13 protein-coding genes are annotated in these 19,511 nt (G+C 63.8%); 4 read left to right on the top strand and 9 right to left on the bottom strand.

Annotation, left to right across the window (positions count from 1 at the left end):
- Positions 1–304: 304 nt before the first annotated feature.
- Positions 305–1,750 carry a MocR-like pyridoxine biosynthesis transcription factor PdxR gene (gene pdxR / locus AC07RO_RS07830; protein ID WP_495085730.1) on the bottom strand — a complete coding sequence of 482 codons (1,446 nt, stop codon included), beginning with the start codon at positions 1,748–1,750 and terminating at the stop codon, positions 305–307.
- A 214-nt stretch (positions 1,751–1,964) separates the two neighbouring features.
- On the opposite strand from pdxR, the gene treS reads away from it, so the two are divergent.
- From treS to mnmH, 4 genes are all read left to right on the top strand, one after another.
- Positions 1,965–4,034 (top strand): maltose alpha-D-glucosyltransferase, encoded by a 2,070-nt coding sequence (treS, locus tag AC07RO_RS07825; protein WP_495085729.1) that lies wholly within the window; start codon positions 1,965–1,967, stop codon positions 4,032–4,034.
- Positions 4,035–4,216: 182 nt separating this feature from the next.
- Entirely contained in the window at positions 4,217–5,365 is a 1,149-nt protein-coding gene (locus AC07RO_RS07820) for an MFS transporter (protein ID WP_282373514.1), read from the top strand.
- Between the two features lie 275 nt (positions 5,366–5,640).
- Entirely contained in the window at positions 5,641–6,675 is a 1,035-nt protein-coding gene (gene selD / locus AC07RO_RS07815) for a selenide, water dikinase SelD (RefSeq protein WP_495085728.1), read from the top strand.
- A complete protein-coding gene (gene mnmH / locus AC07RO_RS07810; RefSeq protein WP_495085727.1) occupies positions 6,675–7,787 on the top strand; it encodes a tRNA 2-selenouridine(34) synthase MnmH in 1,113 nt (370 codons plus the stop codon). Before selD ends, mnmH begins: the two co-directional genes overlap by 1 nt.
- An 808-nt stretch (positions 7,788–8,595) precedes the next feature.
- Here mnmH and AC07RO_RS07805 read toward each other — a convergent pair.
- From AC07RO_RS07805 to AC07RO_RS07770, 8 genes are all read right to left on the bottom strand, one after another.
- On the bottom strand, positions 8,596–9,651 hold the full coding sequence (locus AC07RO_RS07805) for a permease (RefSeq protein WP_282373162.1): 1,056 nt from the start codon (positions 9,649–9,651) through the stop codon (positions 8,596–8,598).
- An 84-nt stretch (positions 9,652–9,735) separates the two neighbouring features.
- Entirely contained in the window at positions 9,736–11,328 is a 1,593-nt protein-coding gene (locus AC07RO_RS07800; RefSeq protein ID WP_346629842.1) for an ABC transporter ATP-binding protein, read from the bottom strand.
- Between the two features lie 8 nt (positions 11,329–11,336).
- The gene (locus tag AC07RO_RS07795; RefSeq protein WP_495085726.1) at positions 11,337–12,359 is read right to left on the bottom strand and encodes an ABC transporter permease; all 1,023 of its coding nucleotides are present in this window, start codon (positions 12,357–12,359) and stop codon (positions 11,337–11,339) included.
- Positions 12,359–13,429, bottom strand: a complete 1,071-nt coding sequence (locus AC07RO_RS07790; RefSeq protein WP_346629844.1) for a microcin C ABC transporter permease YejB — start codon at positions 13,427–13,429, stop codon at positions 12,359–12,361. Before AC07RO_RS07790 ends, AC07RO_RS07795 begins: the two co-directional genes overlap by 1 nt.
- Before the next feature lies 1 nt (position 13,430).
- A complete protein-coding gene (locus AC07RO_RS07785; RefSeq protein ID WP_495085725.1) occupies positions 13,431–15,371 on the bottom strand; it encodes an extracellular solute-binding protein in 1,941 nt (646 codons plus the stop codon).
- A gap of 60 nt (positions 15,372–15,431) precedes the next feature.
- Positions 15,432–18,170 carry a TonB-dependent receptor gene (locus AC07RO_RS07780; protein ID WP_495085724.1) on the bottom strand — a complete coding sequence of 913 codons (2,739 nt, stop codon included), beginning with the start codon at positions 18,168–18,170 and terminating at the stop codon, positions 15,432–15,434.
- Between the two features lie 216 nt (positions 18,171–18,386).
- Positions 18,387–18,788, bottom strand: a complete 402-nt coding sequence (locus AC07RO_RS07775) for an ExbD/TolR family protein (RefSeq protein WP_133771220.1) — start codon at positions 18,786–18,788, stop codon at positions 18,387–18,389.
- Positions 18,788–19,495, bottom strand: a complete 708-nt coding sequence (locus AC07RO_RS07770; protein ID WP_369305903.1) for a MotA/TolQ/ExbB proton channel family protein — start codon at positions 19,493–19,495, stop codon at positions 18,788–18,790. The genes AC07RO_RS07775 and AC07RO_RS07770 overlap by 1 nt, the downstream gene beginning before the upstream one ends.
- Between the last annotated feature and the right edge of the window lie 16 nt (positions 19,496–19,511).

Here is a 19,511-nt window from a genome sequence, read left to right as displayed (position 1 = left end):
CATCCATGGCGGGGGGCGGCTCTCGCGGCATCCATGCCGCTCGGCCCACTCCGCGAGACCTGCGTTCAGCCTGCACCCAAGTCGCGATTGGCGGTGTCTGGGCTTTTTGCGCACGAAGATCAAAAACGCGCTTACGCTTAGTAGGACCGGCTTCAGCCGGGAAGCCTTTGATCATTCCCACGCTCTGCGTGGGAATGCATCCCATGACGCTGCGCGTCACCGGTCTCACTGATGCAACGCGCGGTGTGTGTAGGACCGGCTTCAGCCGGGAAGGCGCCGGTATGAACACCCTGTATTTTCTGAATCAACCAAACCCCATCAGCAGATCCCGCAGCCGGTCCAGCGCGGGGTCGATGTCGAGCAGGTCAATCGCACCGAAGCCCAGCATCAGCCCATCGCGGGGTGGCGCTTCGCTGTAGAAACCGTGGAGGGGGTAGAGGCCCAGCGCGGTATCCCGGGCGCGGTCGACCAGGATGTGCAGGTCGATCGCAGGCAGCAGCGAGGGCTTGAGCATTACCGCCATGTGAAACCCCGCCGTGCACGGAATGGTTTCCAGCCAGGGCGCCAGATCACCGGCGATGCGTGCCAGGATGCGTTCGCGGCGCCCGGCGTAGGTGCTGTGGCAGCGGCGGATGTGTTTGTTGAGCAGGCCTTCGCTGATGAATTTGCTCAGCGCCCATTGCGGCAGGGTCGAGGTGTGCCAGTCGGTCAGTTGCTTGGCCTTGATCACCGCTTCGAGGATCGCCGCCGGCAGCACGGCGTACCCCAGGCGCAGTTCGGGCAGCAGGGTTTTCGAGAAGGTGCCGACGTAGGCGACGACGCCGTGCTCGTCCATGCTTTGCAGCGAGTCAGTGGGACGGCCTTCGTAGCGGAACTCGCTGTCGTAGTCGTCTTCGATGATGATCGCGCCGATCCGCCGGGCCTTCTCCAGCAGGGCGTGGCGGCGCGCGAGGCTCATGGGCATGCCCAGCGGCATCTGGTGGGACGGGGTGACGTAGATGGCGCAGACATTGTCGGGAATCTCATCGACGATGATGCCTTCGCTGTCGACCGACACGCCGGTCACCTCCGCCCCTTGGGCGGCAAACAGCAGGCGCGCGGGTGTGTAGCCTGGATCTTCAACGGCCACCCGGCTGCCGGGTTCGATCAGGACGCGAGCGATCAGGTCCAGGGCCTGTTGCGCGCCATTGCACACCACCACGTCATCGGCGCCGCAGTGGACGCCGCGGGCAAAGGCGATGTGCCCGGCAATGGCGGCGCGCAGGGCGGGCAGGCCTTCGGGCTGGCTGTAGAAGCCGCGTTCGGTGGACATCTGCCGCACCGCGTGGTGCCCGCAGCGCCGCCACTCGTCATGGGGGAACTGGGTTTTCGCCGTCGCGCCGCCGAGAAAATCGTAGCGCAGGGTGCCTGCACGGGTCGGGTGGCGCAGGGGCAGGGAGATGCGCTCCCATTTCGCCACGATGTGGGCGCTGGCCAGCGGCGAAGGCGCCGGCCGAGTCGGGCTGTAAGCGCTCAAGGCGTTGACGAACGTGCCGCTGCCGACCTTGCCGACGAGGTAGTTTTCGTAGGTCAGTCGGCTGTAGGTGTCGGAAATGGTTTTGCGCGACAGCCCCAGTTGCGCCGCCAGCAGGCGACTGGGCGGTAATTGAACACCTGCCGCCAGCCGGCCGGACACGATACTGTCGCGCAGCTGTTCATAAACTTGATGGGCGAGGTCCTTGCGGCCCTCGATAACGATGTGTAATTCCACGCAAACCCCTGAACAGCGCCGACGGTGCGGATGCACGCCGGTGGATTTTAGCCAGTGCAGCCGCGCGCGTGACAGCAACCGATGCAACGTTTACGCGCCAAGGTGCTCTTAGAGTTAGGCATAAACCCGACACGCACAGGCAGGACGGTCCGGACAGCGCTCGCAGAGCCCTGGGCCGCCGCTCCCATCCACTTGAAGATGGAACCCCGAACACATGACCACCCCGGACAAGCAGTACGTGGAATGGCTGGTTGAGCAATCGATGCTCAACGCCGCAAAGCAACGCGCAAAACTGTATGGCGGCCAGGGCCGTCTCTGGCAGCGGCCTTACGCCCAGGCCCGCCCACGGGACGCTTCGGCCATCGGCTCGGTCTGGTTCACCGCCTACCCGGCGTCGATCATCACTCGCGATGGCAGCTCGGTGCTCGAAGCGCTGGGCGATGAGCAGCTCTGGCACGCGCTGTCGGAAATCGGCATCCAGGGCATTCATAACGGCCCGTTGAAAGCCTCCGGCGGTTTGAAAGGCCGCGAGCGCACCCCGAGCATTGACGGCAACTTCGACCGCATCAGCTTCGAGGTGGATTCGTCCCTGGGCACCGACGCCCAGTTTCTTAACCTCAGCCGCATCGCCGCGGCGCACAACGCGATCGTCGTCGATGACGTGATCCCGTCCCACACCGGCAAGGGCGCGGATTTCCGCCTGGCCGAGATGGCCTACGAAGAGTACCCGGGCCTCTACCACATGGTGGAGATCAAGGAAGAAGACTGGTCGCTGCTGCCGGAAGTCCCGGCCGGCCGCGACGCTGTCAACCTGCAGCCTGCTACCGTCGATGCCCTGCGCGACAAGCATTACATCGTCGGCCAGTTGCAGCGGGTGATCTTCTTCGAACCCGGCGTCAAGGAGACCGACTGGAGCGCCACGCCCATCGTCACCGGCGTCGACGGCAAGGACCGCCGCTGGGTGTATCTGCATTACTTCAAGGAAGGCCAGCCGTCGCTGAACTGGCTGGACCCGAGTTTCGCCGCGCAGCAGATGATCATCGGCGACGCCTTGCACGCCATTGACGTGATGGGCGCGCGGGTCTTGCGTCTGGACGCCAACGGCTTCCTCGGCGTCGAACGCAAGGCCGACGGCACGGCGTGGTCCGAGAGCCACCCGCTGTCGATCACCGGCAACCAGCTGCTGGCAGGCGCCATTCGCAAGGCCGGCGGTTTCAGCTTCCAGGAGCTGAACCTGACCATCGACGACATCGCGGCGATGTCCCACGGCGGCGCCGATCTTTCCTACGACTTCATCACCCGTCCGGCGTATCAGCATGCCCTGCTCACCGGCCGCACGGAGTTTCTGCGGCTGATGCTGCGTCAGGTGCATGAGTTCGGCATCGACCCTGCGTCGCTGATTCACGCGCTGCAGAACCACGATGAATTGACCCTGGAGCTGGTGCATTTCTGGACGCTGCATGCTCACGATCAGTACCTGTATCAGGGCCAGACGTTCCCGGGCAACATCCTGCGCGAGCACATCCGCGAGGAGATGTACGAGCGTCTGGCCGGCGAGCACGCACCGTACAACCTGAAGTTCGTCACCAACGGCGTGTCCTGCACCACGGCGAGCATCATCACCGCGGCGCTGGGCATTCGCGAGCTTGACAGCATGACCGCCGCCGACATCGACAAGATCCAGCACATTCATTTGCTGCTGGTGATGTTCAACGCCATGCAACCGGGCGTGTTCGCGCTGTCGGGCTGGGACCTGGTGGGCGCACTGCCGCTGCCGGCCGAGCAGGTGGAGCACCTGATGGGTGATGGCGATACCCGCTGGATCCATCGCGGTGGCTATGACCTGGTCGACATGGACCCGGACTGCGAAGTCTCGGCAGGTGGCATGCCCCGGGCACGGGCGCTGTACGGCAGCCTCCCTGAACAGTTGAAGCGCCCGGATTCGTTCGCCTCGCAGTTGAAAAAGCTGCTGGCCGTGCGCCGCGCCTACGACATCGCTGCCAGCCGGCAGATTCTGATTCCGGACGTCGAACACCCGGGGTTGCTGATCATGGTTCACGAACTGCCGGCCGGGAAGGGTACGCAGATCACTGCGCTGAACTTCAGCGCGGAGGCCATCGTCGAGACCCTGCACCTGCCGGGCATTTCACCGGGGCCGGTGGTGGACATCATCAACGAGCGGGTCGAAGGCGACCTGACCGAAGAGGGCGAATTCACCATCACACTGGACGCCTATGAAGGCCTGGCACTGCGCGTGGTGAGCATGGCGGCACCCATGATGTAAACGGGCCTTGCTTAGTGGGACCGGCTTCAGCCGGGAAAGCGTCAGTCGCCACACCGCTGCACTGAGGGTGTACGGATTCGCCTCCTCCCGGCTAAAGCCGGTCCCACGAAGGAATGCGTGCAGTGAGGGATCACTTTTTTTCACCGTCTGCCGTTCGCGCAGACCTGTTCAGGTCGTTTTCTGTGTCAGTTGCTCAATCCGTTCGTGCCCCTGTCTTCGTTCACCTGTGGAGTTATCGCCTGACGTTCCTGCTGTCCGGGATGTCCTTGGGCGCGTGGGCACCGCTGGTGCCTTTCGCCCGTGATCGCGCCGGGCTTGAAGAAGCCCAGCTTGGCCTGCTGCTGTTGTGCTTCGGCCTCGGTTCGATGCTGGCGATGCCGCTGGCAGGGATGCTCACCACGCGCAAGGGCTGCCGCTTTGTTTCGCTGATTGGCGGCGCCTTGATCTGCTGCATGCTGCCGTTGCTCGCTACGCTGTCTTCCCTGCCGGCGCTGGCAGTGGCCCTGGCGGTGTTCGGCGCGGGGCTGGGCAGCATCGATGTGGCGATGAACGTGCAGGGCCTGATGGTCGAGCGCGATCACGGGCGGCCGATGATGTCGGGGTTCCACGGGCTGTTCAGCCTCGGCGGCATCAGCAGTGCGCTGTTGATGACCTTGCTGCTGTGGCTGGGCGCGTCGCCGTTACTGGCCGTAGCCGTGGTGGTGGCGTTGATTGGCGGGATGCTGCTCTGGCACGCGCGCTACCTGGTGCCCCACGGCGCGGACGACCCATCAGCGCCGTTCGCTCGGCCGACCACCAAGGTGGTCATCGTCGGGATTCTCTGTTTCATCGCGCTGCTCGTGGAGGGCGCAATGCTGGACTGGAGCGCCGTGTTCCTGAACCGGATGCACCAGATCGATGTGTCGGTGGCCGGCGGCGCCTACGCGGTCTTCTCCCTGGCCATGGCAGCGGGGCGCTTTTCCGGGGACTGGTTGAGGAACCGCTTCGGCGCGGTGAACCTGCTGATCGGCGGCGGGCTGCTGGTGATGGTCGGGTTTGCCATGGCCATCCTGCTGGATCCGTGGCCGTTGTTCCTGCTGGGCTTCGCGCTGATCGGGCTGGGGTTGTCCAATACGTTTCCGGTCTACTGCTCGGTGGTCGGTGCGCAGACCAGAATGCCCGCGGGCCTGGCGATCGCAGTGATTACCGGGATCGGCTACTGCGGGATTCTGCTGGGTCCCGCGTTGATTGGTTTTGCTGCCCATGTGATTGGCTTGCGCGAGGCATTGCTGTGCGTGGGTGCGTTGATGCTGGCGCAGGTGCTGACGGCACGGCGGATGGCGAAGGGCTGAGGAAAGCCATCAATTTGCGGTGTGGCATTTGACGCCTTCCCGGCTGAAGCCGGTCCTACTGACAGCACGCGGTTTTAACGGTAGGACTGGCTTTAGCCGGGAAGAGGCCGGTGTGGACACCATCAGTTTTGCGGTGTGACATCAAATGTTTTCCCGGCTGAAGCCGGTCCTGCCAAATCGCGTATCCAGCCATCCAGCCATCCAGCCATCCAGCAAATCTTCAACCCACTGGCGCCTCTGTTAGACTTCGGCGCCTTGAAACTCAGGGGCTTCCCATGACCGACCCGATTCGTCTTACCCAATACAGTCACGGCGCCGGCTGTGGCTGCAAGATCTCGCCCAAGGTGCTGGAAACCATCCTCGCCGGCAGCGGCGCGCAGAACCTCGACCCGCGCCTGTGGGTCGGCAATGCCTCCCGCGATGACGCAGCGGTCTATGCCATCGACGACGAGAAGGGCGTCGTCTCCACCACCGATTTCTTCATGCCCATCGTCGACGACCCGTTCGACTTCGGCCGCATCGCCGCGACCAACGCCATCAGCGACATCTACGCCATGGGCGGCGATCCACTGATGGCCATCGCCATTCTGGGCTGGCCGGTCAACGTGCTGGCCCCTGAAATCGCCCGCGAAGTCATTCGTGGCGGACGGGCGGTGTGCGACGCCGCGGGCATCCCGCTTGCCGGCGGTCACTCCATCGACGCGCCCGAGCCGATTTTCGGCTTGGCCGTCACCGGGCTGGTGGAAAAGCGCTTTATGAAACGCAACGACACCGCGACCGTGGGCTGCAAGCTGTTCCTGACCAAGCCCTTGGGCATTGGCATTCTCACCACCGCCGAGAAGAAAGGCCTGCTGCGCGACGAAGACATCGGCCTGGCCCGTGACGTGATGTGCACGCTGAACAAGCCAGGCAGCCGTTTCTCCCGACTGGCCGGCGTCACTGCGATGACCGACGTGACCGGCTTCGGCTTGCTCGGGCATCTGGTCGAGATGGCCGACGGCAGTCAGGTCACCGCGCGGTTGAACGCCGCCGCCGTGCCGCGTCTGGGCAGTGTGGATTTCTACATCGAGCAGGATTGCATCCCCGGGGGCACCCACCGCAACTACGACAGCTACGGCGAGCGCATCGGCGCGTTGACTGACGCGCAGAAGTTGCTGCTGTGCGATCCGCAAACCAGCGGTGGCCTGTTGATTGCCGTCGAGCCCGCCGAAGAAGCGGCGTTCCTGGCTATGGCCGACAAACTCGGCCTGAGCCTTGCGCCGATTGGCGAGCTGGTGGAGCGACAGCCACTTGCGGTCGAGGTGTTCTGATGCGCGACAACAGCGCCGACCTGCGGGAGATTTTCCTCAACGACGTGCCGATGATGGACGTGCGTGCGCCGGTTGAATTCACCAAAGGCGCGTTTCCCGGCGTGATCAATCTGCCGCTGATGAACGACGTCGAGCGGCAGAAGGTCGGCACCAGCTACAAACAGGACGGGCAGCAGGCCGCCATCGAACTGGGCCACAAATTAGTGTCAGGCGACTTGAAAGAGGCGCGGATCGAGGCATGGGCGAGTTTTGCACGTAACAACCCCGAGGGTTTTTTGTATTGCTTTCGCGGCGGGCTGCGTTCGCAGATCACCCAGCAATGGCTCAAGAGCGAAGCGGGCATCGAGTACCCCCGGGTCATCGGTGGCTACAAGGCGATGCGCAGCTTTTTGATCGAGGTGACCGAGCAGGCCGTGGCCGAGTGCGATTTCGTGCTGATCGGCGGCCTGACCGGCAGCGGCAAGACCGAGGTGCTGCAGCAGCTCGACAACGGGCTGGATCTGGAAGGCCATGCCAACCATCGCGGCTCGAGCTTCGGCAAACACGCAACGCCGCAGCCGGGGCAGATCGATTTCGAGAACCTGCTCGCCGTGGACATCCTGAAAAAGCGCGCCCGGCACCTCGATCAATTTGTGGTCGAGGATGAGGGTCGCATTGTCGGCAGTCGTGCGGTGCCGCTCGAGTTGTACCGGACGATGCAGGACGCGCCGCTGGTGTGGCTGGAGGACAGTTTTGACAGCCGGGTCGAGCGAATTCTGAAGGATTATGTGACGGATCTGTGTGCGGAGTTCATCGCCGTGCAGGGCATTGAAACGGGTTTTGCGGCGTACGCCGAGCGGCTGAAGCAAAGCCTGTCGAGCATCGTGCGGCGGTTGGGCGGTGAGCGTTATCAGCGGCTGGCGGCGATCATGGATAGTGCGCTGGCTGAGCAGGCGCGCAGTGGGGCGGTGGATGAGCATCGGGGCTGGATCAGCGGGATGTTGGGTGAGTATTACGATCCGATGTATGCGTTTCAGCGGGACAGCAAGAACCCCCGGATCGAGTTTGCCGGGGATCAGAGGGCTGTTGTCGAGTATCTGAAACAGCGGAACAGATCAAGAGCCTCGGCCTAACGGCCTCGTGTTTCGCCTTCGGCGAGTTACTTGATAAAGCCCCAAGTAACCAAGGGCTTGTGCTCCTGGTTTGGCCCCTCGTACCTCGGGGTTCCCTCACTCCGGTCCCGCTCCGTGGGCCCGCGCCGAACGGACATCCATGTCCTGACGGCGCTCTCGCCGCATCCATGCGGCTCGGCCCACTCCGCAAAACCTGCGTTCAGCCTGCACCCAAGTCGCGATTGGCGGTGACTGGGCGTTATGTGTATGAAGATCAAGATCAAAAGCTTCCCGGCTGAAGCCGGTCCTACAGTCGGAGCCAATCCCACTGGATGCATGCGCTGCTGTTAGTGGGACCGGCTTTAGCCGGGAAGAGGCCAGCCCAGGCGCCACCAATTTTGCTCATCTCACGCCCATCCTGTGGGAGCGAGCTTGCTCGCGAATGCTTTATCTCGCACACCTGATATTCGGTGGATGTATCAACCCCTTCGTGAGCAAGCTCACTCCCACAAGTCCTTAGCGACTGATCTGCCCTTGATCTGCTTTTGATCTTCCACGAGGTAGTCCAGACACCGCAAAACGCGACTTTGGTGCAGGCTGAACGCAGGTTTCGCGGAGTGGGCCGAGCGGCATGGATGCCGCGAGAGCCGCCCCCCGCCATGGATGGCGGATGGCGGCGGGCCCACGGAGCGGGACCGGAGTGAAGGAACCCCGAGGTACGAGGGGCCAAACCAGGAGCAAGCCCCCTTGGTTACTTGGGGGGCTTTTTCCAAGTAACTCGCCGAAGGCGAAACAGTCTGCCCCCAGGCAGACGCTTGTGATCTTGGCCTTACAAAAGCAAAGCGCCGACCAGACCACTCAGGACCCCGACCAGCATGGTCAACACCCCAACGGTCACCAGCACCTTGGCGTCGAAAGACTTACGCAGCATCAGCAGCGACGGCAGGCTCACGCTCGGCAGGGTCATCAGCAACGCCACCGCCGGCGCAGTGCCCAGGCCCAACGTCAGCAGCGTCTGCACAATCGGGATTTCGGCGGCGGTCGGGATCACAAACAACGTGCCGACAATCGCCAACGGCACCAGCCACAACAGGCTGTTGCCCATCGCGCCGTCGACGTGAGGGAACAGCCAGACCCGCGCGGCGCCGAGGATCAGCACGGCGATGACGTAGATCGGGATGGTGGTCCAGAACAACTGCCAGAGCGTCTTGCCCCAACGCACCAGCAGGCTGCCTTCCTCCGGCGTCTCGGCATTGGCCACCGCTTCCAGCGCCTGTTCAGGCACCACTTCCGGGCGCGAGATGCGTTGCGCCACCAGCGAAACACCGATCACTAAAACAAGGCCCGCCACCAGTCGCAGCGCCGTAAAGCCCCAGCCCAGCACGAAGCCCATGAACACCAGCGTGGCCGGGTTGAGCACCGGGTTGGCGATCCAGAAGGCCAGCGCTGCGCCCACCGACACGTTCTGCTTGCGCAGGCCCGCAGCCACCGGCGCCGCGCAGCAGCTGCACATCATGCCGGGCAGGGCGAACAGGCCGCCGCGAAGGGTGGAGCCGAGTCCGGCGCGGCCGAACATTTTCAGCAGCCAGTCACGGGGAATCAGCACCTGCACCAGCGAGCCGAGAATCACTGCCAGCACGGCGGCTTTCCAGATCGCCAGAAAGTACACCTGAGCGTACGCCAGTGCGGCGGCCCACGGCGTGGCCGGGTTGTCGTTGATGATCGAGCCGCCGATGTTATGGGTGTCGGCCGCGATGAAGGACTTGAGGTAATACGGCGACCACTTGACGTAGTACAAGCCGATGGCAGCCACCAGCAGGAACGCCAGGGGTTTCCACCAGAACGACCAGCCGCGGCGTTCGGAGGTGAGCGGAAGGGCAGTCATGACAGGCACCAGAGCAGGAAATCGAGGGGGCGCGATGATACGCCGTGGCCGGGCATTATAGTAGGTGTCGCAAGGTGTGTCGGCTCACGCCCGTCCGCCGAAATCCAGCCCGGAGGCGCGCAGCAGCTCCTGGGTGTAGGGCTGGCGCGGATGGCTGAAAATCTCCCGCGCCGCCCCTTGCTCGACCACTTTGCCGTCCTTGATCACCAGCACGTCATGGGCCAGCGCGTGAACCACCGCCAGGTCGTGGCTGATGAACAGATAACTCAGGCCGTGACGGATCTGCAAATCCCGCAGCAGCGCAATGATCTGTTTTTGCACGGTGCGATCCAGCGCCGAGGTGGGTTCGTCGAGCAGAATCAGCTCCGGTTCCAGCACCAGCGCCCGGGCAATGGCCACCCGCTGGCGTTGACCGCCGGAGAATTCGTGGGGGTAGCGATGGCGGCTGTCCGGGTCGAGGCCGACTTCGCCGAGCACGCGGATGACCGTCTGTTCACGCTCGGCCGGGGTGCCGATGCCGTGGGTCAGCAGCCCTTCGGCGATGATCTGCTGCACCGTCATGCGCGGACTCAAACTGCCGAACGGGTCCTGAAACACCACCTGGATGCGCTTGCGCAATGGCCGCATCAACTGCTGGCTGCGCAGGCTCAGCTCCTTGTTGGCGAAGCGGATGCTGCCTTCGGAATCGATCAGTCGCAGGATCGCCTGACCCAAGGTCGATTTGCCCGAGCCGGACTCGCCGACGATGCCCAGAGTCTGGCCTTTCAACAGCTCGAAACTCACCCCGTCCACCGCCTTGATGTACTGCCGCTCGCGCCGCAACAACGGCTTGGGCAGGGGAAACCAGACCTTCAGCGCGTCCACCGACAGCAATGTCTGGGTGTGCTCGCCGGGCACCGGTTCGCCGTCGGGTTCGGCGTTGATCAGCAGGCGGCTGTAGGGGTGTTGCGGATCGGCGAACAGCGTCTGGCAGTCGGCCTGTTCGACGATCTCGCCGGCGCGCATCACGCAGACCCGCTGGGCAACGCGCCGCACCAGATTGAGGTCGTGGCTGATCAACAGCAGCGACATGCCCAGCCGCTGTTGCAGGGATTTAAGCAGTTCGAGAATTTTCAGCTGCACCGTGACGTCCAGCGCGGTGGTCGGTTCGTCGGCGATCAGCAGCTCGGGTTCGTTGGCCAGGGCCATGGCGATCATCACCCGCTGACGCTGCCCGCCGGACAGTTGATGGGGCAGGGCCTTGAGCCGCTGCGGCGGGTTCTGAATCCCTACCAGCCCGAGCAGCTCCAGGGTGCGCTCGCGGGCGGCCTTGCCCTTGAGGCCCTTGTGCATGGCGAGGATTTCGCCGATCTGTTTCTCCACCGTATGAAGCGGATTCAGCGAGGTCATCGGCTCCTGAAAGATCATGGCGATGCGGTTGCCGCGCAGGCCCCGAAGTTCTTTGTCGCTCGCGTGCAACAGATCGACGCCCTTGTAGCGAATGCTGCCCTGTGTGCTGACGGACTTTGCCGGCAGCAGGCGCAGGATCGAGTGCGCGGTCACCGACTTGCCCGAGCCGGACTCGCCGACGAGCGCCAGACACTCGCCGGGCTGGATGTCGAGGTCGATGCCGTGCACCACTTCGGCACCGTTGAAGGCCACGCGCAGGTTGCGGATCTGGATCAGAGGTTCATTCATGGCAGCGCTCATGTGCGGGGGTCGAAAGCGTCACGGCAGGCTTCGCCGATAAACACCAGTAGCGTGAGGATCAGTGCCAGGGCGCAGAACGCCGTGACGCCGAGCCACGGCGCCTGCAAGTTGCGTTTGGCCTGGCCGATCAGCTCGCCGAGGGAGGCGCTTTCGGCGGGCATGCCGAAGCCGAGGAAATCCAGCGCGGTCAGTGTGGCGATGGCGCCGGTGACGATGAACGGCAGGTAGGTGAGGGTGCTGGTCATGGCGTTGGGCAGAATGTGCCGCCACATCAAGGCGCCGTCGCTGAGGCCCAGGGCGCGGGCGGCCTTGACGTATTCCAGGTTGCGTCCCCGGAGGAACTCGGCGCGGACCACGTCGACCAGCGCCAGCCAGGAAAACAGCGACATGATCCCCAGCAGCCACCAGAAATCCGGCTCGACGAAGCCCGACAGAATGATCAACAGGTACAGCACCGGCAGCCCCGACCATACTTCCTGCAAGCGCTGGCCGATCAAATCCGCCAGCCCGCCGTAATAGCCCTGAATCGCCCCGGCGAACACGCCAATCACCGTGCTGATGGCGGTCAGCGCCAACGCAAAGAGGATCGATACGCGAGTGCCGAACAGCACTCGCGCCATGACGTCCCGGGCCTGGTCGTCGGTGCCCAGCCAGTTGCGCGCGCTGGGCGGGCTGGGCGAGGGCTCGCGGAGTTCGTAATTGACCGTGTCATAGCTGAACGGGATCGGCGCGAAGAGCATCCAGCCGCCCTTGTCGGCGATCAGCTTGCGCACGTAATCGCTGGAGTAGTCCGGCTCGAAAGGCAGCTCGCCGCCGAAGTCGGTTTCCAGGTATTGGTGCAGGGCCGGGAAGTACAGGTCGCCCTGATAGCGGACTATCAGCGGCTTGTCGTTGGCGATCAGTTCGCCGCAGAGGCAGATGACCAACAGCGCCACGAACAGCCACAACGACCACCAGCCACGCCGGTTGGCCTTGAAGTTGGCGATGCGGCGCCGGTTTTGCGGGGAAAACTCGAACATCAGGCGCTCCTCGCGGAAAAGTCGATGCGCGGGTCGACCAGCGTGTAGCACAGGTCGCCCACCAGCTTGATCAACAGGCCGAACAGGGTGAACAAAAACAGCGTACCGAACACCACCGGGTAATCCCGGGACACCGCTGCTTCGTAGCTCATGCGGCCGACGCCATCGAGGCCGAAGATGGTTTCGATCAGCAGCGAGCCGGCGAAGAACACCTCGATCAGCGCCTGGGGAATGCCCGCCACCACCAGCAACATGGCGTTGCGGAACACGTGTCCGTAGAGGACCCGCTGCTCGCTGAGGCCCTTGGCCCGGGCGGTAACCACGTACTGGCGGCCGATCTCGTTGAGGAAGCTGTTTTTGGTGAGGATGGTCAGGGTCGCGAAGCCTCCGATGACCAGCGCGCTGACCGGCAGCACCAGATGCCACAGGTAATCGCGCAGCTTGCCCAGTGGCGAGAGGCTGTCGAAGTCGTCCGAGAACAGCCCCTGGGCCGGAAACCAGCTCCAGTAGCTGCCGCCGGCGAATACCACAATGAGCAGAATGGCGAACAGAAACGCCGGGATGGCGTAGCCGATGATGATCACCGTGCTGCTCCAGACATCGAAGCGGCTGCCATGCAGCACGGCTTTGCGGATGCCCAGCGGGATCGAAATCAGGTAGGTGATCAGCGTCGCCCAGAGCCCGAGGGACAGGGTCACCGGCAGCTTTTGCAGAATCAGCCCGGTCACCGTGGCGCCGCGAAAAAAGCTGCTGCCGAAGTCCAGCTGCGCGTAATGGGTGAGCATCAGCCACAGGCGCTCGTGCAGCGGCTTGTCGAACCCGTATTGGTGCTTGATCGCTTCGACCAGCTCGGGGTCCAGCCCTTGGGCGCCCCGGCTGATCCCGCCGGTCGCCGCGACTTCGCCACCGCCGCCACCAATGCCGCCCGTTGGGCCCATGCCCTGAACCCGGGCGATGGCTTGCTCAACGGGACCGCCCGGCGCGGCCTGCACGATAAGAAAATTGACCACCAGAATGCACAGCAGCGTGGGAATGATCAGCGCCAACCGGCGCAGGGTGTAGGCGAACATGTCACTGACCCTCCGTTGTCAGTGCGGCACGGGTATTGGCGATGCTGCTTTGGGGCGCCAGACGCGCAGCCATCTGTGCATCGGTTAGCGGCACGCGGCTGACTTCCCACCAGCTTTCCAGCCCGACGTCGTAGGTTGGCTCGATCGCCGGCCGGCCAAACCGGTTGGCAAACACCACCGGTGTGCCTTGGGAGTAGTAGTTCGGAATCATGTAGAAACCCCAGAGCAGGACCCGATCCAGCGCCCGCGCGTAATGCAGCATGTCGTTGCGGTTGTTGGCCGCGACCAGGCCGTCGATAAGGCGATCGACCGCCGGATTGCGCAGCACCATGGCGTTGGAACTGCCAACCTGGCGGGCGCTCTGCGAGCCGAACAGGTTGTACAGCTCACGGCCGGGGGAGAGGATCGGATTGCCGTTGGCGGGCAGCGTGACCACGATCATGTCGTAGTCCCGGGCGTTCAATCGGTTCATGTACTGGGCCGAGTCCACGCGACGAAAATTCAGGGTGATGCCGATCTGCGCCAGCACGCGCTTGTAGGGCAGCACCAGCCGCTCGAAACCGCCCTGGCCGTCGAGGAAGGAAAACTCCAGCGGCTGTCCCTCAGCGTTCACCAGCCGGTTGTTCTTCGGGTGCCAGCCGGCGTCGGCCAGCAGCTTGAGGGCCTTGAGCTGTTTGTCGCGGATGTAGCCGCTGCCGTCGGTCTTCGGTGCGCGCCAGACCTGATCGAAGACTTCGTCCGGGATCTGCCCGCGCAGGGGCTCGAGAAGGCTCAGCTCTTGCGCGTCGGGCAGCTCGGTCGCGGCCATTTCGCTCTTCGGGAAGTAGGTTTGTTCGCGCACATAGAAGTTGCGCATGATCTGGCCGTTGACCCACTCGAAATCCCAGAGCATGGCCAGGGCTTCGCGCACCCGGCGGTCCTGGAACATCGGTTTGTCGAGATTGAACACGAAGCCCTGACCGGCCACCGGGCGGCGCCTGGCCAGAATGGTTTTCTGCAGACGGCCGTCCTGCAGGCTCGGCGCGGTGTAGCCAACGACGTAGCCGGCCGAGGAGAACTCGCGGTTGTAATCGAAGTTGCCGGCCTGGACCAACTGACGGGCCACGTCGACATCGCCGTAGAAGTTCACCGTCAGCGCGTCGAAGTTGTAGAGCCCACGGCTGACCGGCAGGTCTTTGCCCCACCAGTCCTTGACCCGCTCGAAGCTGACGCTGCGCCCGGCGTCGACCCGCGAGACCCGATACGGCCCGCTGCCCAGCGGCGGTTCGAAGCCGCCGCCCTTGGTGAAGTCGCGGGTCTTCCACCAGTGCTCGGGCAGGATGCGCAGGCTGGCGAGGTCCAGCGCCAGGGTGCGGTTGGTGCCGGTCTTGAAATCGAAACGGATCTGCCCCGGCGCTTCGATCACCGCGTCCTTGACGTCGGCGTACAGCGGCCGATAGCTGAAGCTGCCCTGGGTGATCAGCGTTTGCCAGGTGTAGCGCACGTCTTCGGCGGTGATCGGCGTGCCGTCATCGAAACGCGCCTGGGGGTTCAGGTAGAAGCGCACCCACAGATTGTCGGGGTCGCGTTCCATTTTTTCGGCGACCAGTCCGTACACGGTGTAGGGCTCGTCCAGTGAGCGATAGGCCAGCGGCGCATACACCCAGGTGTCGATCTGACTCACGGAAATACCCTGATCGACATAGGGCGTGAGGTAGTTGAACTGGCCGATCTCCTCGGACGCGCGGCTCATGGAACCGCCTTTGGGCGCGTCAGGATCGACGTAATCGAAGTGCTGGAAATCAGCAGGATATTTTGGCGCTTCGCCATAGACGGTCAGTGCGTGCACCGGTGCGGCGAAGACCTGAGGAGCGCCGGACAGCAGCGAAGTAAAAAACAGCACCGTGTACAGCAATGCCGCGCCCGGCAAGCGGCGCGGCAAGGAAAAGGGGGTGGCAGACATGCGGACAATCCTTGTGAGCAGCCCGACGCGCCGCAGGAATGGCGCGTCGGGCACTGGCGCTTAGAAGTGATACGTCGCCCGCGCAAACAGCGTGCGGCCCAGTGGGTCGGCGTAACGAGGGTCATAGCCGGACTGGAAGTTGTAGGCCTGGTTGGTGAACGGCGGGTCGCGGTCGAACAGGTTGCGCACGCCGGCATCGACGTCCAGCACCTTCTCGAAGGTGTGGCCCACCGACAGGTCCCACAGCGAGTACGACGGCACGGTGCCGTTGGTGCTGCGGTCGTAGTCGTTGTAGCCGCTGGTGAAGCGGTTGGTCAGGGAGGCACGGCTGTCGCCGAGGGTCCAGCTGCCGATCAGCACGTGTTTCCAGCGCGCGATCACGCCATCACCCTGGAAGTCGCCGACCTTGTCGGTGTACGGACCGTCGATGATGTTCTGGAAGTCATAGCGATTGACGTACGTCCCGGTCAGCCCCAGGCCGAACTGGCCATACGGCGTGTTCGGAAAGCGGTAGTCCAGGGTCACGTCGACACCGTTGGTCTTGACGATGCCCAGGTTGGAGTTGCCGGTGACGATGTTGGCGATGGAGCCGTCGGCGTTGCGGATGATGCGGTCGCCATACAGATCCGACTGGTCGAACACAGTGGATTCAGGAAACGACTGGATCTGGTTGGAGATGTGAATCCACCAGAAGTCCAGGCCCATGGAGAGGTTGTTCATCGGCTGATAAACGAAGCCCAGGGTCACGTTGCGGGCTTTCTCCGGGGACAGGCTCGCGTTGCCGCCGCTGCGGTTGAGGAACTGCTGATTACAGTCACGACCCGCCTGACCGCCCGGTTGTACGGTACCGCCGGCGCACAGCGTCGGGTCATCGTAGTAACCCTGGCTGTAGGCCAGGCTTTGCGGGGCATACAGCTCGTACAGCGACGGCGCACGGAAGCCCTCGCTGTACGCGCCGCGCATCACCAGCTCTTTGAACGGCTGGAAGCGGAACGAGTATTTCGGGTTGGTGGTGCTGCCGAAGTCGCTGTATTTGTCGTGGCGCACGGCAGCGGTCAGTTCCAGGCTGTCGATGACGGGGACGTTCAGCTCGGCGTATTCGGCCTTGACGGTGCGATCGCCGGATACGGAACCGGCCGAGTCAAGACCCAGGCTGTTGATGTCGTCAACGAAGTCCTCGTAATCCTGGTGCAGTTTTTCCTTGCGGTATTCGCCGCCCAGCGCCAGGCCGGACTCGCCGGCACCGAACCAGTTACCGATCTCGCGGCTGATACGTCCATCCACCCCGTAGACACGGCCGACGGCGGTGGAGTATTCGCCGTGGTACGCGGCGTCGTCGATGAACTGCTGACCCGCCGCCGATTGCGGGCCGAACGGGTTGAGCAGACCGCTGGCCAGGCCGGCCTTGAGGGCGGAGTCACTGACGTAGCCCGAGGTCACGCTGGAAACGACCTTGCTCTGGTTGTAGTTGGCGCCGAGGTTGTAATCCCAGCCGCCGACGGTGCCGTCGAAGGTCAGCAGCAGGCGCTGGTTGGTGTTCTGGTCCTTGCTGCCACGGGGGCCGGCGGCCGTCTCACGCCAGGCGGTGTCCACCGGCTGGGTAGGGTCGAGGGCGAAGTTGTTCGGCCCGGGCGTAATGCCGTTGCCCGGGTAGTAGGGCGAAGACGGGTCGATGCTCAGGCCGGTCAGTGGCGCGGGGCCGATGCTGGTGGCGTTGTTGTTGCGGGCAAAGAAGTATTCGAGGCTGACGTTGTGATCTTCCGCCAGCTTGCCGGTGGCGCGGCCGAAGAACGAGGTCTTCTCGGTCTGCGGCACCAGGTCGATGTAATCGCGGGTGCTGAACCGGCACAGCCCGTTCACGCTCACCAAGCCCGGTCCTGCGCAGTTCGGTGCGAGGGGGTTGCTGCTGTTGTTGCCCTGATAGTAGTTGCCAGGGTAGGCCGTGCCGGAGGTCTGGTTGAGGCCACGGCCCGGGACGTAATCCTTGTCGAAAGAGCGGTCGTTGGCGTCGAGGTTCTGCTGCTTGTTGTAGTTGAACACGCCCATGACGTTGAAGCGGTCTTCGTCCAGATCGCCGAAACCCCAGCTGGCACTGACGTCCTTGCTGGCGCCGCCACCGCTGGCGGTCGGGGTGTCGCCGCCGAGGCTCAGGGTGCCGTCGGTCAGCGACTTCTTGGTGATGAAGTTGATCACGCCGCCGATGGCGTCGGTGCCGTACAGCGCCGAGGCACCGTCGCGCAGCACTTCGATGCGGTCGATGGCGGCGAACGGAATCATGTTCAGGTCAATGGCGCTGCCGTTGGGCGTGCCGACGCCGGACAAGGCGTTGTTGGCCAGACGGCGGCCGTTGAGCAGGATCAGGGTTTTGTTGGCGCCGATGCCGCGCATGTCGGCATAGGACGCGCCACCGGTGGAGGCGCCGACCGAGCCGGCGCTGTTCATCATCGACTGGCTGCCGGTGATGCGCTGGACCATCTGTTCGGTGGTGGTCACGCCCTGTTTCTTCAGCTCGTCGGCGCGCAGGATGGTCACCGGCACAGCGGTTTCCGCGTCGGCCCGGCGCACGGCCGAACCGGTCACTTCCACCCGTTTGAGCTGGGTGGTCGCCGGCGCAGCAGCCACCGCCGCCGCGGGGACAGCGGCTTCACTGCCAGGTGCGGCATCGGCGGCGCTGTCCGTGCTGTCGGCGCCATAGGCCGGGCTCATGCCGACCGCCAGTGCGCAAATCAGCACACGGGGGTGGCGTTGTACGGCAACAACAAGGGGCTTGAGGGTAAAACCGGGAAAGCTCATCAGCATGGTAGTTTCCGACTTATTCCAGATGTTATTGAAATGGCCTTGTGAGCCCTCGTTGCTCCGAGGCGGTTGTAGCGCTCGGGAATTTCCTTATTTCAAGCAAGCCGCTCCCCTCCGGGGCAAAAACCCGGACGGCGGTGAATCGGGAGTAGGGTGAGCAGCGCCGCAGCGGGTGCGGCGCCTGTTTCAAGTGCAGATCAACTGCCGGTCATGGGCCGATCATTTCGAGGTCATCACTGAAATCTTGGTGATGCCCGAGCGTTCGATCGATGCCATCGCCTTGGCCACCTGGCCGTAGTTGACGTTGGTGTCGGCCTGCAATTGCACGCGCACCTCCGGGTCCTTGGCCTTGACGTCCTTGAGGCTGAGCTCCAGGGATTCCGGCGCGACTTCGGACTTGGCCAGGTAGAACTTGCCGTCCTGATCGACGCTGACCACCACCGGGTCTTTCTTGTCGGCGGGGGCGACGGCGTCGGTTTTCGGCAGGTTGACCTTGATGGCGTTGGTCATCAGCGGCGCGGTGACGATGAACACCACCAGCAGCACCAGCATCACGTCCACCAGCGGCGTGACGTTCATTTCGCTGAGCACTTCATCGCTGTCTTGGGTGGAGAACGACATCAGCTCGCCTCCCGCACAGCCTGGCTGTGTTTGCTGGCGATAGCCTGACGGTTGATGGCGAAGGCGCTGCGCTGGGCGAGGGCATCGAAGTCGTGGGCGAAATCATCCATGTCGGCGACGGCGAGCTTGAGGCGCCGCAGGAAGAAGTTGTAGATCAGCACCGCCGGGACCGCGACGGCGATGCCGACCCCGGTGGCAATCAGCGCGTGACCGATGGGGCCGGCCACGGTTTCCAGGCTCGCCGAACCGCTGGCGCCGATGCTTTGCAGCGCTTCCATGATCCCCCAGACAGTACCGAACAGGCCGATGAACGGCGCCGTGCTGCCGATACTGGCGAGGATGGCCTGACCGGCTTCAAGTGCGCGGCGTTCTTTCTGGATCTGCTGGCGCAGGTTGCGCTCCAGCCGGTCGGAGCGGTTGATGGTGTGGGCGAGCTGCTGGGTGTTGCGCGGTGTTTCGTCGACCGCCATGGCTTCGAAACCGCTGTTGGCGATCCGCGCCAGTGAGCCCGGATATTGGCTGGAGTGCTCGGCGGCGGTGAGCAGATCCGGTGCTGCCCAGAACGCTTTGGCGAACTGTTTGTTTTGGGTCTTTAAGCGCAAATACTGTGCGGATTTGATCAGCAACAGTCCCCAGCTCAGCACCGAAAACACCACCAGCGCCCAGAGTACGCCGGGGACAATCATCGAAGAGATCGATTCGTTCATGGTTACACCTCACCCG

This window comes from Pseudomonas sp. GW821-FHT07F05, from assembly GCF_059418765.1.
Note: the sequence above shows the minus strand (reverse complement) of the source record. Positions and strands in the feature narration are given on the sequence as shown.